Below are 13,632 nucleotides of genomic sequence, written 5' to 3'. Positions count from 1 at the left end.
GTCGGCGCATTGGAGGAAGCGCGAGCGTGCTAGCGAACCTCTGCCCCGACCGCGAAGCAAGCATAGTTGCCAGTCCCAATAATTCGGGCCATCGATCATCTCTTGCTCGGCCGCGCAGACGGACTTGAGCTTGAGCGATCACAGTTCTCGAGGACAAACGGACGCTAGTTGTTTAGAATATGCGGCGGCCGCGGTCGGCTGGAGGAGCGATGGAGAAGAAGTTCCTTATCGAGATGCTGCCCGCGAAGGATGGCGACTGCCTTCTGGTCTCGTGGGGAGATGACGAAAAGCTCCATTACATGGTTGTCGATGGCGGCCGGGCAGGTGCCTACGCGCCGCTCAAGGAACGTCTTAGCGATGTAGCGCAGAAGGGAGAGCAGCTAGAGCTCTACGTCCTGACTCACATCGACGCGGACCACATCGAAGGTGGATTGTCCTACCTGAAGGACCGGCAAAAGCCGATCGTGCCGAAGCGCGTCTGGTTCAACGGCTATCGGCAGATGGTGCCGTCCCATCGGCGCAGCATGACGCAGGGCGACGATTATTCCGAACAGCTGGAGAAGCTGGAGTGGCCGCTCAACAGCGAGTTCGCGAACGGGATCGTCTCCATGGAGGATACCCTCGGTGTGATCGACGTCGCCGGTCTCAAGATCACATTGCTTTCGCCGGACAAGGCCCACCTCAGCGCGCTGGGGGAGAAGTGGAAGGAGTTCCGCAGGGAGCTTGAGGCGAAGAAGGAGGAAAAGGAGCGTGAGGGCATGCGGGGCGGCCGCGAGCGCCCGCCCATCGTCGAACCGATCACCCTTGAGGACCTTATCGCTGACGGCGAGCTCGATCCGGAGCTTCCGAACGGAACGAGCATCGCGTTCGTGGCGGAATGGGAAGGGCATCGAGTTTTGTTCGGTGGCGACGCCCATCCCGATCTGCTGGCGGCCTCGCTGGCGCCGCTTGCGACGGCCGAGGGTGGGCGATACCGGATCGATCTATACAAAGCTTCGCACCACGGCAGCACAAAGAACACCTCTCGCGAGCTCATTCAGCTCATGGACTGTTCGAGAATGGCGGTCTCGACGAACGGCGCTCTGCACGGCCACCCGGATCCGCAATCCATCGCGAGGTTTATTTACTTTGGACCGGTCGGATCAAAAATGATCTACTTCAACTACGACACAGAGCGGACGCGCCCTTGGGACGACGAGAAGACGAAGGCCAAATACAGCTACAAGACGCGATTCCCCCCGAAGGATGCCGGCGTCCTCGAGATCGACGTGCTGGCGGACGATCTGTCGCCAGGAAGCTAGCATCCACCCTCGATACAGCCCGCTATGGCAGCCATCGAAAGCTAGATTTGGACCAAAATGGAATACGACTGGAACGCCCTGTCCGAACTGCAGTCGAAGCTTTTCGAACTTCTGTGGGCGCAGCATTTCGACAATATTCGGAATCTTGAGGTGTCACTTGTCGGAGACACGGTTGTCCTCCGTGGCGAGGTCGGCACAGAGACGGCGCGGAGCGACGCGAAGCGTTTGGCGCTTGGTTTCGATGGCGTGTTCAAGGTCCGTAACGAAATTGAGGTGGCGGGATATTTCGTCGCGGCCAGCGACACCACCGGCGACGACTATTTCGGCTCGGGCGAGGAGACCGGTCAGCAATCGAACGATCATAGCAGTACCGGCGGCACAAAGAACGATTCAGAAGTTCGCGAAGCCGACAAGACAGCTTTCGAAGAGGTCATACGCCACCCGACGGTCGACGCTGACGGCGTGTTCTCGGCCGGTGAGCGGATCACGCTGACGGTCGACCTGGTGAAGGATGCCCAACCCGGCCAGCCTTCGATCACCGTCGGAGAGTTTCCTGTTGGCTGGGACCAGATCGACGTAGAGGTTCATATCTATGCGCCCTGGGCAAGCGAGTTCGAGGCGCTCTCTCCAAGGATCGCCCTGACGAAGGCTGGATCTGAAGCAGCGGTCTTCAACCTTACCGTCGCCAAGACGTACGTCGTCGGCTCCCCGGCTCCGGTTGAAATCTCCTTCCTCAACGGGACACGGGTGTGCGGTCATCTATCGCGGGACCTGGCGCCGCCGATTGCGGCGTCGGCCGACGGACCCAAGGCCGACGACCACCCGAAGCAGAGCGCAGTCGCTGTTGCGGAGGCTCCAGATGCGGAACAAGCTCGGGACAACATACGCATCCAGCCCAGCGCACCTGGACCAACGCTCTCCATCACCATCATCACTGAACGCGACGGCCACCAGACATGGATGTGGGTGGCCCGCCTGCCGAAGACGCAAATCACGGGATCTGCCAACATTACCCACAAGGCAGACGAGGAGAAGTTCGCCGCAGAACTGCTCGCCTCGTGCCCGGATCTGCGCGATGATGAATTTCGGCGTGTCATGGCCGGCATTGGGGAGCGTGTCTGGCGCGCGACGCCCGAGAAATTTCGGACGGCGTACATCAAGTGCCGTAGCGAGGTCGGGAGCGATTTTCCGATCCAGCTGATCACCGCGGACCCTTTCGTGCCGTGGGAGATGATGAAACCGGACTCGGAAGAGTTCGAAGCAGATCACCTGTTCTTTGACCATCCGATCTGCCGGTGGCCGTTGAATGCGGCCGGCGATCTTCGTAGCGAATTCATTTCCGCCGATCGGCTGTCGTTCGTCCCGACATATCAAGGCTCCGACGATCTGCCCTCGGCCCGCTCCGAAGGCGAGTGGCTTGAGAAGACGCTGCGCGCAGTGAGAATGACGGCAGACCGGGCGACCTTCCTGGACGTGCTGGACGGCAATCATTCGTCACGAATTGGACTGCTGCACTTCGCAGGCCATGGTCGGGCTGACAGCGGTGTGAAGGATGGCGGCGTCAAATTGCAGGACGGCTGGGTCGGCGTGAACGAGGTCGATCAAAGCCGGGTCAAGCTCGGGCGCAAGGATGGATCGCTAGTCGTACTGAACGCCTGTGAATCAGGCGCGGGCAGCAAGTTCCTCGGGATGAACACCGGCTGGGGCACGACAATCGCGAACCGGGGCTTCGGCGGCCTTATCGCGCCCCTCTGGGAAGTCCACGATCAGGTCGCATTCGACCTGATGAAATTGGCGCTCGAGCCGCTTGCAGACGGTCGTCAGACCCTTGGGCACGCGACGACCGCCGCTCGAAAGGCGCAAAGCGATCTTTCGATCTCATCATTCGCCTACCTCGCGCACGGCGATGTGATGGCGAGGTTCATCACCTAGACGGTGATGACGCTCGGCACATCCACAAGCGCGCTTGCAGGAATCGCGGCCCTGACTTCAGCGACCAGGTCGTTGGCGCTTTCAGGCGTGCGGATCGAGATGATGAGACTAAAGCGGACCGGCACATTGGCCGGCTCGATCTGAGAGCTCGACGCCCACCAGCCGCGGATGGGTGCGACGCTGACCTGACGTCGTCCGGCCAGCTGGTAGGCGGGCCCTTTCCAGATGTCGTGATGCAAAGTGCCGCGCGAGCGCTTACGGCGGCCGAGCAGCCAGCCGTCGTCCTGTCCTGCTTGATCATTGGTCGATATCGCACGGTTCACGCGACGCAACGCGCGCTCTTCGCTTTCCTCAAAACGCTGAAAATCGAAATGAAGTCCGTGCGAGGGATAGTAGCGAAGGCGCTCCAGGCTGGCGCTGTGGATGTCTGGTTGAACGAAGTAGGAGAGCGTGCAGCGCATCTCGATGTCTGTCGCGCCAAGCGCTTGCAGCCCCTTGTCCGGCCACGGCAGCTGGAACGACTTCATCTCCTTCAGGGTGACGCTTTTGTTCGGGTCCTGTTTGTAGGGACGCAGATCGTCCTCGGCAATCAGCGTCAGCGCGTTGCCGGCGCTCCAGAACACACGCTCTTCGTCGGGGACGCCCCAACCAAAGCAATCGAGCGTCGCCAACGTCGCATCCTCCTCAGAGGCGCCAGCGTTTATCATCGCCTGACGGCGCGCGGCCATCGCGGGCGTCCAGTTCGCACAATGAGCCAAAAGCCCACGAACCGTCTCGGCGCGCATGGCGGGATAGCGGGCGCGAACGCGACCTGCGAGCCGCGCTGCGGCGGCACATGCCGCACTCGTGTCCCCGACCAATGTTATGCGGTTCGGATTGTTGGATGTCGTGGCGATCATGTCCGGGCCGTGTGGACGCGACGTTTGGCCACCCGCATCGACGCCGTGATTGCCGCCCTCCATGAGAATGTCGGGCTTGTGCCGCCGGATCTCCCACGACTGCGCCGTTCGAGAGCGAGGCGAAAGGCCGCCGGCGTCGGCTAGCGGAGAAGGACCCGAGCACTTGTTAGTCAGGGCACCGACGGACAGTACGTTGAGCGCCTGCGCCGGAGACTGGATACCATGATCGTGGTTGAGAGTCTGATAGTTCGCGACCTGATAAGGAGCGACTCCGGAGGTCTCCACGTTGCCTACCGCGACGCAGAACAGGCGGGTGGAGATGCCATTGTTGAAGGCGAGTGCGTCCAGCGTGCCTGACGTCGATGTCGGCCGGCCGTCCTCCGCCTCACCGATCACGGTTGCGGCAAGGCAGTAGACGCGAGGATGCTGTTGGTCCTGCTCGGTACGTTCCACACCGCGCCGGATGGCGTCTCGGGCAGGAAGACGGACAGGATTCCCGGGCGCGAACACCGCGATGGACTCGAGGCCCACCTCAAGTGGTATCGGGCCCGTGCCTGGAGCAACTGCCTCCAGATCGCCGAACAGCGCGACTCCCGCCATGCGCGAGCCATGTCCATCGCTGTCGTACGGATCCCAGGCGCTCAAAACCGCGCGGCAGCGCGCCTGCGGCAACGACGGAGTCAGCAATACATTGCGGTAGTTGACCCCGGTATCCAATACCGTGACCCAAGGTGCCTTGGCCGGCGCCGGAACGATCCGATCGGCGATGCCGAGGATCTGCTGCAGCCTGGCGGGTGACGGAAGGTCGGCATGGTCGGCAATGAAGTTCGACGCGCCGCGAAGTTCGACGACAGCCGCGCTCCGCGAAATCAGGCGACTTAACGCATTCTTGGTGGCGACGCCGTTGAAGACCTTGATGTCGACAAAGTCGGATGGCTCACCCTTGAGCTCGATGTTCAGGTTTTCGGCCGCATTCAGAAAGTGCAGCACCATCGAGGTCCGAACCCAGATCTCCCATTCAACGGGCTCGCTCGCCTCTGGCAGTTCCTCTGGGTCGTCGGTCCAGAGGTCCTCGACGCCCGCCACCCTGAAGGACTTGGCGCTCTCGAACAGCCAGAAGTTGCGAGGACGCTTCTTGTCGTCCTCCGGCACCCAATTCGAGATCAGGTCGTCCTCATCGGCGTCGGCAGGATCGTCCCAGTTCTCGTAGGAGACCAACGACTTGTCGAGGCTCTCGATTGCCTTGCTCGTCATATAGTAGACTGCGCGGTCACGCCCGGGACCTTCGCCGGTCGCCCGTCGAACGTTCAGCAGCTGCATCCCACGACTATTGGCGCGACGGCTCTCACCGATCGTGAGCTCCTGACCCTTTCGCGAAGAGACGGCGACCGAGACGCCGCGCTTGTCACTGGGAAGGCCGGCGGCCCGCTGTTCGTCGCGGGCAGATCGAATACTATTGTTGATACGCTGCAGATCGCCGCGAAGTCGGCTCGCGTGCGCCTGGCGATCCTTGACCGCAGACGGGCGGGTGGCGCTCCCACCGCCGTAGGGTTCGAAGTCCTTCGAGGCCTTACCAATTCCTCGGACGATCAAATGGCGATGACGCAGCATCGCGGCAGGTTAGCACTCAGCCTACCCGAGTGCTAGCCGCAGAAGTCACCGATCCGGATGTCTTCTTTCCCGAACGGCGCGCAACAGCACCTCGCTGGTCAGCATGCCCTTCTCCTCGAGAACGGCGTCACGTGCCGCGTCGTCGGCAGCGGCGACGATGCCGGCCTGACTAAGGCCCTCGGCTGCCGTCGAGATCTCCGGCCACGACACGCCCAACAAATCGAACTGGGGCAGCCGCTGCACAAGAATGCGGCGAACATGGTCTGGCGGCGGCAGGTCGTAGCTGATCGTCGCCTCGAAGCGGCGGAAGATCGCCCGATCAAGCAATTCCTGGTGGTTGGTGGCGGCGAGGATGAGGCTGCCGGAAGAATCCTCGTCCAGGAACTGCAGGAAGGAGTTCAACATGCGGCGAGCCTCGCCGATATCGTTCTCGGCGCCACGCCGTGTGGCAAGCGCGTCCACTTCGTCGAAGAAATAGACCCCGCGCGCGCCCTGCATCGCGTCGAATACGATCCGCAGCTTCGCGGCCGTCTCGCCCATGAACTTGGTAATCACACCGTCGAGGAGGACCGTGAACAGTGGCAGGCCCAGCTCGCCGGCGATCGCGGCGGCGGTCAGGCTCTTGCCAGTTCCCGGCGGCCCGGACAGCAGCAGCTTGCGGCGGGGATTGAGGCCCTTCTCGGCCAGCAGATTGCGCTCGCGGTGCTCGCGAATGATACGCCGCAGCCGCGTCTCGACGTCGGATGTCAGGACGACGTCGGACAGGCGCGTTTCGGGATAGGTGGCGCGGACTAGCGAGGCGAGTTCACCACGCGGTGCGGCGATCATCGTCGGCTTCGACGCGACGCGCCGCTCACGCTGCTCTTCACGGAGTGCCCCGACCAACGTGCGTATCTCGTCGGCCATGCGATGGTGGCCCGCCTTCAGGGCGTCGGCGGCAATGTGCTCGGCGACGGCCAGGAAGCGCTCCTCGTCGCCAGCCGCATGGCTGCGGATCATCGTAATCAGCTGTCTGCTGCTTGCCATGGCGCGGCTCCTATTGGGTCTTGGCGGATTGGTCGAGTGCCAAGGAGATCATCCTTTCGGCGTCACGCCTGAGTTTATCGGACAGCTCGAGTAAATGCAACGATTTATGCAACAGTTCCTGTGGCGATTCTCCACCTTTCGAGACGCCAATGAATGCGTAAACCGCGGCCCTTAACGAACGCGAAAAGGACCCCGACTGTAGCGCCCGGTGCACTGTGGCTCGGCTGAAATCTATCGTGGCTGCGACTTGCCCGACCGAGAGACCGCGCGCCTCCATTGTGTGGCGCAGATCGTCACTCAATGCCTTATCGTGAATGCGTGCTGGGCGACCCATCGAAACTATGTGTCATAAACTGTCGCATAAATCAATTTGTCGAAAGACATTCCTGGTGCGCCCACATCGGCCAAGTTTGCAGGCAAGATGATCGATGGCACCCGTGGGTTGACATGGCGCGGCAGGTGCAAGTCGAGGAAGCAATCGCCACCGCGAAGAAGGCGCTCATCAGCGACCATATCGATCGTTGCCTGACCTTGGCGGCGCCCGCGGCGCCCTACGCACGCCGGGCCTCGGCGCCCGCGGTTGCGGCCTCGGCCTGTGTCGCTTCCAGTTTCACCTTCGCGGAGATCTACACGCGCCGCCGCGTAGGCCAACGTGCCATCTGCGGCAGAACGGACCCAGACCCATAGGTGCGGATCCCGTCGAACCAGCTCTGATCGAGCGTGGTGATTACCGATTGCCCAGTGCGGAGCGCCAGATTGTCGCGGGCGACCTGAAAGGTCCGCTCCTCCCACCCGAGTCCGGTCTGCGCATTGATCTCGGCAACGGAGGTGCGCTGTTCATCAATCGGCGAGCTTTCGCGCACCATCACGCAGTTCTTGGCGCTACGCAGCCTCATTGGGCGGTACGCAGCTGATCGCGCGCAACGGGCAGCCGGCGTTCCGCGGCAACTGCGGCGACATAAGCCTCGGTCAGGGTTCGAGTTGGCAGCACCTGCGGCGACCATGAACGCCCTCTCTGAGCACTACCTGAATCGTTTGGACTGCCAGCTGGCGAGCAACCTCACGCCAACGTCAGCGCGCCCCCAGATTTTAACGGCAGCTGTTAGGTTAGACTTGAGGAACGTTGAACGACCGGGTTTGGGCGCAAAGGCAGACGGATGGTGGCTAGCGGCGAAGGCCTCGCCCACGCCCGAAGTCGATGCCATGATTGAAAGCAAGTTCGGCACCGAGCCTGCGTCCTGTATCGATGGAGATGCCCAGCTCGACCTTGCGCGCGGCAAGCAGCGATTCGAGCTGTGGATCGCGTTCGAGGCTCTTCGCCATTTCCGCCATTTCGTTCCGAGCTGATTTCCGGCCTGCGATATCCCCAGTCACATAGGCACGATCCGCCTGACCGCTGAGCTTGTTCCAGCGCTCCACAAAGCGATCGGCACGACGCGCGGGATCGGTACGGATCTCAGATTCAAGCTGCATCGCCCGCATCGCGCGATTGAAGTTGCCACCTACCGCTTCGCGCGCGAGCGACGGGTCCTTCTTGTAGGCGGTTTCCAGATCGCGCGAGGCGTGCTCGCGTAGACCGTTCAGGTTTTTGCGCGCCTCGCGGATTTCTTGCACCTGGTCCGCCTCGGCGGCACGACCCTTGTCGAAGCTCTCAAAGATACTGACCACCGCCCGGGCGTGCCGTGCGACGATATTCCTGCGCGCCTGGCGTGCTTCCTCCTCGGGCGATCTCGTCGGTTGAACTGGGCGCTCGACCGGCAGGCGCAGTCCGTCGAACATGCCGCGCACCTTTTCGGGCACCTTTCGGACCAACTCGGCGATGCGCTCGCGGAATGTAATGCCGCGGCGCTCGGCAAACTGGCGTTCCGGCTCATGGGCATAGTCGCTCGCCATGTCCTTAGCTCGGTCGCGCGACAGTGTGCGGACGAGCTTACCCTGATCAGCGAAGTCGTCATGTCCATAGTGGAGATCGACGCGGTCGCGATGACGCGACAGCGCGACATAGGCGGAATGGCTGTCCATGCCCGGCGTTGCCAGCACGTGTGTGCGATCGACCGTCATGCCCTGCGCCTTGTGGATCGTGGCGACGTAGCCGTGATCGATTTGGGCATAGTCCTTGATGTCGAACGCTACCGACCGTCCGTCGTCGAGCTGTACGGCCATGCGAACCGCACTAGTGCTCGCAACGGTCCCGAGCGTCCCGTTCTTTACGCCGAGGCTGCGCTCATTCTTGAGGAACATGATCCGGTCACCGGCCGCAAATTCACGCGCGCCTCGCTGGGTGGCGATGGTGAAATCCTCGCCGAGCGCACCCGCCATCCGCAGCCGATCGCGCGCGGCGCCATTGAGCGACTGCACCTCGTCACGCGTATGCGTGAGTATGATGTGCGACGCGTCCGGGTTGGCGATGCGGTCGCGGTCCCAGCGATCGATCAGCGCTCCCCGAGCCTCTTCCCGCGTTTCGGCGGCATGCACGGCATCATGCTCGTGATAGGCTTGGATCGCCTCACCGGTCCTGCCGGTCGCGAGATGCCGCGTGGCATCACGCTGCCAGTCCTCATGCTGGCGGCGAACCTCGGTGATCTCGACGCTGCCGTGTCGCTCGGCAATTGAGCGGAACGCGGCGCCAGCCTCGATCGCCTGGAGTTGTTCGGGATCGCCGACCAGCACGACCTTTGCGCCACGCTTCTCGGCTTCGGAGAGAACGCGTTCCATCTGACGCGAACCGATCATTCCGGCCTCGTCGATCACCAGCACATGGTTCGGGGTCAGCAGATCTCGGCCCTGTTCCCATTGATGCTCGATCGACGCGATCGTGCGTGAAGCGATCCCAGATCCGCTTTCCAGATTCTCGGCGGCGATGCCGGACAAGGCGAGCCCCTGAACCTCATACCCTGCGCGACTCCACGCATCCCGCGCAACGCTCAGCATGGCTGATTTGCCCGTGCCGGCGTAGCCCGTGAGTATCGCCAGATCACGCGGGCCGGTTATGTGGTCGAGAGCGGCCTTCTGCTCCCCCCGAGAATAAGGCCGTTACTCTCGGCAGTATCGATGGCTCTGTCCATCGACGCTGCCGGGAGACTATGATCCAGCCGGTCCGCCAGACGAAGTGCGGCATGCTCCAATCGCTGCTCGGTCTCGATCATCTCCCGGCTAGTGAATCGATCCTCGCCGCGCCCGTCCTTGCCCAGCGCCACCAAGTCGGGTGACGCGCGGACCGCGCCCATCGCCTGGTCGAATTGCTCCTTGCCATCGCTATGCCGGTGGATGAACCGGGCAAGGTCGCGGGTCGTGAAGGTAGCCTGCTGGTGCGTGATCGCGTCGAGCGCAATTCCTGGATTGGCGATGATCTTCTCGCCATTGGCGCGGGCGATTTCGAGATGCTCGGCGAACCGTTCGGATTCCAGCCCCTGCGCCGCCATTCGCGACGCCCCCGGCCCGATCTTGTGCTGGGGCTCCAGATCGATGCCCTGCGCCTCCAGCGATCGGTGATCGATCCGCGCATCGATATCGAGTTCGGCGAACCGGGCGTTTACGTGCTCGCTCCAGCGCTCGCGCCATTTCTCCAGCAGGTCCGCTCGATTCCAATCGCGATTCTTCTGTCCGAAGCCGTCGTCGCCAACCTCGCGCATCGTCAGCATCACATGCGCGTGCGGCTTGGCCTCACCGTCAACGCCGACATCCCAATGCACGTTCAGATCGGCGATCATGCCGCGGTCGACAAAATCGTCGCGGACGAAGTCGCGGGCCAGCTCGATGCCCTGCGCCTTCGTCATCTCGCGCGGAATCGCGAACTCGATCTCGCGGGCAAGCTGTGCATCCTTACGCAGCTCGGCGGCCTCGACATCATTCCATAGCCGCTCGCGATCAGACAGATGCTCCGGTGCCCCATCGGGCAGCATCACTTCGGAATGGACGACGCCGGGCTTGTTCGAGAAGTCGTGGTGCCGGTCGAGCCGCTGATCGTGCAGCCGCGAGGCCGAGCGATATGCCGCCGACGCCAGCGCGCTCGAACCGGCGGCGCGCGAGATGACCTTTGCCGAGAAATGGTAGATCGCCATGACGGCAATCCAATTACACCTAAAGCAGCACGTCGGCACGACGTATAAGCGCGCCCTCAAAAGATTTCATCTATCTCGGGACGGGTGAATCTCAAGATATCCCAATGTATTGTGCCTGATCGATCAAGTCGATAACTGGTGCGTCCTCACCGTGCAAATGAGGATCGTCCGATGCGAAAACCACGCGATTACGATGCCGAGCTGAAGGCGCTGAATGACCGGGCAAGACAGCTGAAGGACCGCAAAATCCAACAGCTTGGCGAACTGGTCGTGGCAACCGGTGCCGATGCGCTCTCGATCCAGGAGCTGGCCGGTCTGTTGCTCGCCAGCGTCGAGCGCGACGACCCCGTAAAGACGGAGAACTGGCGCAAACGCGGCGCTGCCTTCTTTCAGCGTGGAACTGCCAAGGTTGCGAACCACACTCGCGACGACACTGGAGGCGCTGCGACGAACGATAGCGGCACGCCGCCGTCTGGAAGCCAGGCGGGCGCGAACTGACCGGCGGCACTGGGTTGTGAAGCGCCGTGAACGCACCCGCCAGTTGATCGAACTTGGCGGACTGATCGCCAAAGCGGGCCTGATCGAACTCACCGAGGATGATCGTGCGGTCCTGTTCGGGATGCTGGCAGAGGCCGCAGCACGGCTCCGTGGCGGCGATCGCGACCAGGCTATGCTGCTCTGGCGTCGGCGGGGACGGCGCGCGTTCGAAGAGACAAACGCTGAAAGCATTTGACTCGATCGCGGAGGTGCCTTTGTCCTACGCCAGGGGGCGGCGCGATGCGGAAAAAGGAAGAGCAGAAAAACGGGGGCTGGATCTTCGTTCTGCTGATCGCCGCGTTTGTCATTGGGCGCTTTAGTAACGCCCCGAAAGCTGAAACTTCGACGCCACGCGTTTCGGAATCGAGCAACTCGCAATCGCTCCTCAAGACCGAACCCGTGGCGGCGGATGACGCCGCCGACGACAATCCCGTCCCCGAGCAAAGCGAAGTCGAGGCCACGATGCCGCAGCCGCTCGCTGCGCCGGCCGATGCGGTGGCCGACGTCTATTATCCGAATTGCTCTGCCGCCCGGGCGGCGGGCGCCGCACCCATCCATGACGGTGAACCTGGCTATGCCTATCATCTCGACCGGGACCATGACGGCGTTGCCTGCGAATGACGACGTCCCAGCTTCTGCCGCTTCATAGGCGAGAATGAGGCGCGCCGCCCGGAGGCGGCGCGCCTGCCCGTTCAATCCGCCGGGTTCCAGATGATCGCGAAGCGATCCTCGGCATCGCCCGGCACGCGACCGAGATTGGCGTAGAGCCGCCGCGGGCCAAATTCGGGCGCGGCGAGCGAGAGCGAGACGTAATCCCGCCCGCTGCTTTCGGCGCGGCGGTTCCAGCCGGCACCGATCTCGATGTCGCCCGACAGAACGCGGTAGTCGGGCTGAGTGTCGGCGGTCTTGCCGGCGTTGGGGACGATCGCGATGTCGGCGCGGATGCTGAGCGTCTTGAGGTTGCCCTTGAACGAACCATTGTCGTCGCGGGTGACAAATCCGATAGCAGGCATGGGTCTTCTCCTTCTGGTCGCGGGAACCGTTCCCGGCGATGCCGACCGAAAGTGGCCGGCTCGAAGGACCGCGCGCACCGGGACGGACGCAGCGCAGCGGAGGACCGGAGCGGACGCTATTCTTGGTGCGCGAGGAGCCGCGCAGCGGCGGGGAAGAATGGTGGCGGCGAGGGTTGCGCGAGGGCCTGACCGGCCACAGGTCAAGGCCATCACACGGAGTCGGTTCTGCGTTTCTGAAGGACGCTCCTGCCTGCCCGGATCAGTTCAGGCGACGGCGCTGCGCTCAAGCGCCTCGATATGCTCGCTGCAGATGACTTCGACCACGCGCCCCAGCGCTTCGACATGCGCACCCAGCCAGGCGAGTTCGTCTTCGGTGATGCGATAGTGCTTGGAATAGCGCGCCTTGATGTAGGCGGCCTTGAGCTTCTCGAACCGCGCGCGGTCTGCTTTGGTCTCGCGCGGCCATGCTTCGATGAGGCGCGGGTCGATCCGCTCCGCCTGCGTACGCAGAAACCCGAGATTGTGAACGTGCGGCGTGTAAAAGGTGCAAACCAGCAGCACGCAGTGGTAATAGCGCTCCGTCGCCTGATGCAGCGAGAACGCCGCCTCTTTCAGGCGCGATTTGTCGATGTAGAACGCAGCGCCCTCTTCCAACGCGCGTGCACTCGGCAGCCAGTCCTCAAAATACTCGCGCGCCATAGCCAGCGCCTGCGCGGGCGTCTTCGGCTGCGGCTCGGGCAGGTCGGCGGGATCGCTCTGGTAAAGCGCGATGCCGTCGCGCGCGATGTCCATGAAGAAATACCGCCCCTCGGACAGGCCTGCATTCACCTCGGCGGTGGTGTGGACGATGAAGTTGACCGGCGTGCGCAGTGTCCTGGTGATCGCAAGTTCGCGATCGAGCCGGTCTTCGGCGGTCGACCAATATTCGATGCGGTCGGTGAGCTTCTCGTGATTGACGATGACGAGCAGGTCGAAGTCCGACTGATAGCCCTTGGCGGTATGCGGCTCGTCGACCCAGCCGCCGCGCGCGTAGCTTCCGTAGAGGATGACCTTGAGGATGCGCGCCTGCTTCTTCCAGGGCGAAGTCGCAATCGCGGTCGCATCGCCAAATTCCTCGAACAGGATCTGGACGACGCGCTCCAGCTCGCGCTGCTTGGCCGGGGGCAAATGGTCGAGGTCGGTACGCATGGATGGATGATCCTAACCGAGCGTGGGCGCAAAGCACAGCCTCGCGGGGCACGCCCCGCGAGGC

The 13,632-nt window shown here is 62.8% G+C and carries 10 protein-coding genes and 1 pseudogene; 5 read left to right on the top strand and 6 right to left on the bottom strand.

What is annotated here, in order from left to right:
- The first annotated feature begins 209 nt into the window (after positions 1–209).
- Together AB5I39_RS08795 and AB5I39_RS08790 are read left to right on the top strand one after the other, a co-directional pair.
- A complete protein-coding gene (locus AB5I39_RS08795; RefSeq protein ID WP_404373816.1) occupies positions 210–1,301 on the top strand; it encodes a hypothetical protein in 1,092 nt (363 codons plus the stop codon).
- 57 nt (positions 1,302–1,358) lie between these two features.
- Positions 1,359–3,233: a CHAT domain-containing protein gene (locus AB5I39_RS08790; protein WP_404373814.1), complete on the top strand. Its 1,875-nt coding sequence runs from the start codon at positions 1,359–1,361 to the stop codon at positions 3,231–3,233.
- On the opposite strand, the gene AB5I39_RS08785 is transcribed toward AB5I39_RS08790, so the two are convergent.
- From AB5I39_RS08785 to traA, 4 genes and pseudogenes are all read right to left on the bottom strand, one after another.
- Positions 3,230–5,743, bottom strand: a complete 2,514-nt coding sequence (locus AB5I39_RS08785) for a S8 family peptidase (protein WP_404373812.1) — start codon at positions 5,741–5,743, stop codon at positions 3,230–3,232. The genes AB5I39_RS08790 and AB5I39_RS08785 overlap by 4 nt on opposite strands.
- Positions 5,744–5,788: 45 nt before the next feature.
- Positions 5,789–6,769: an AAA family ATPase gene (locus tag AB5I39_RS08780; protein WP_404373810.1), complete on the bottom strand. Its 981-nt coding sequence runs from the start codon at positions 6,767–6,769 to the stop codon at positions 5,789–5,791.
- Positions 6,770–7,395: 626 nt separating this feature from the next.
- Positions 7,396–7,665 carry a hypothetical protein gene (locus AB5I39_RS08775; protein ID WP_404373808.1) on the bottom strand — a complete coding sequence of 90 codons (270 nt, stop codon included), beginning with the start codon at positions 7,663–7,665 and terminating at the stop codon, positions 7,396–7,398.
- A gap of 268 nt (positions 7,666–7,933) precedes the next feature.
- A pseudogene (traA, locus tag AB5I39_RS08770) lies at positions 7,934–10,830 on the bottom strand (Ti-type conjugative transfer relaxase TraA).
- Positions 10,831–11,001: 171 nt separating this feature from the next.
- Between traA and AB5I39_RS08765 the strand changes: the two are divergent.
- From AB5I39_RS08765 to AB5I39_RS08755, 3 genes are read left to right on the top strand one after another with little or no spacing between them, the layout of a single operon-like run.
- Entirely contained in the window at positions 11,002–11,328 is a 327-nt protein-coding gene (locus tag AB5I39_RS08765; RefSeq protein WP_404373806.1) for a conjugal transfer protein TraD, read from the top strand.
- Positions 11,329–11,344: 16 nt separating this feature from the next.
- Complete coding sequence (locus AB5I39_RS08760; RefSeq protein ID WP_404373804.1) at positions 11,345–11,563, top strand: conjugal transfer protein TraD; 219 nt, start codon at positions 11,345–11,347, stop codon at positions 11,561–11,563.
- Between the two features lie 44 nt (positions 11,564–11,607).
- Positions 11,608–11,988, top strand: a complete 381-nt coding sequence (locus tag AB5I39_RS08755) for an excalibur calcium-binding domain-containing protein (protein WP_404373803.1) — start codon at positions 11,608–11,610, stop codon at positions 11,986–11,988.
- 71 nt (positions 11,989–12,059) lie between these two features.
- Here the strand turns inward: AB5I39_RS08755 and AB5I39_RS08750 are convergent, their stop codons facing one another.
- Positions 12,060–12,380: a DUF736 domain-containing protein gene (locus tag AB5I39_RS08750; protein ID WP_404373801.1), complete on the bottom strand. Its 321-nt coding sequence runs from the start codon at positions 12,378–12,380 to the stop codon at positions 12,060–12,062.
- A gap of 264 nt (positions 12,381–12,644) precedes the next feature.
- A complete protein-coding gene (locus AB5I39_RS08745) occupies positions 12,645–13,568 on the bottom strand; it encodes a nucleotidyltransferase (protein ID WP_404373799.1) in 924 nt (307 codons plus the stop codon).
- Positions 13,569–13,632: the final 64 nt, after the last annotated feature.

It is taken from the genome of Sphingomonas sp. MMS24-J45, assembly GCF_044881195.1.
In the GTDB taxonomy this organism is placed as follows: Bacteria; Pseudomonadota; Alphaproteobacteria; order Sphingomonadales; family Sphingomonadaceae; genus Sphingomonas.
The sequence above is the reverse complement of the archived record's forward strand: the minus strand, read 5'-3'. Positions and strand labels throughout refer to the sequence as shown.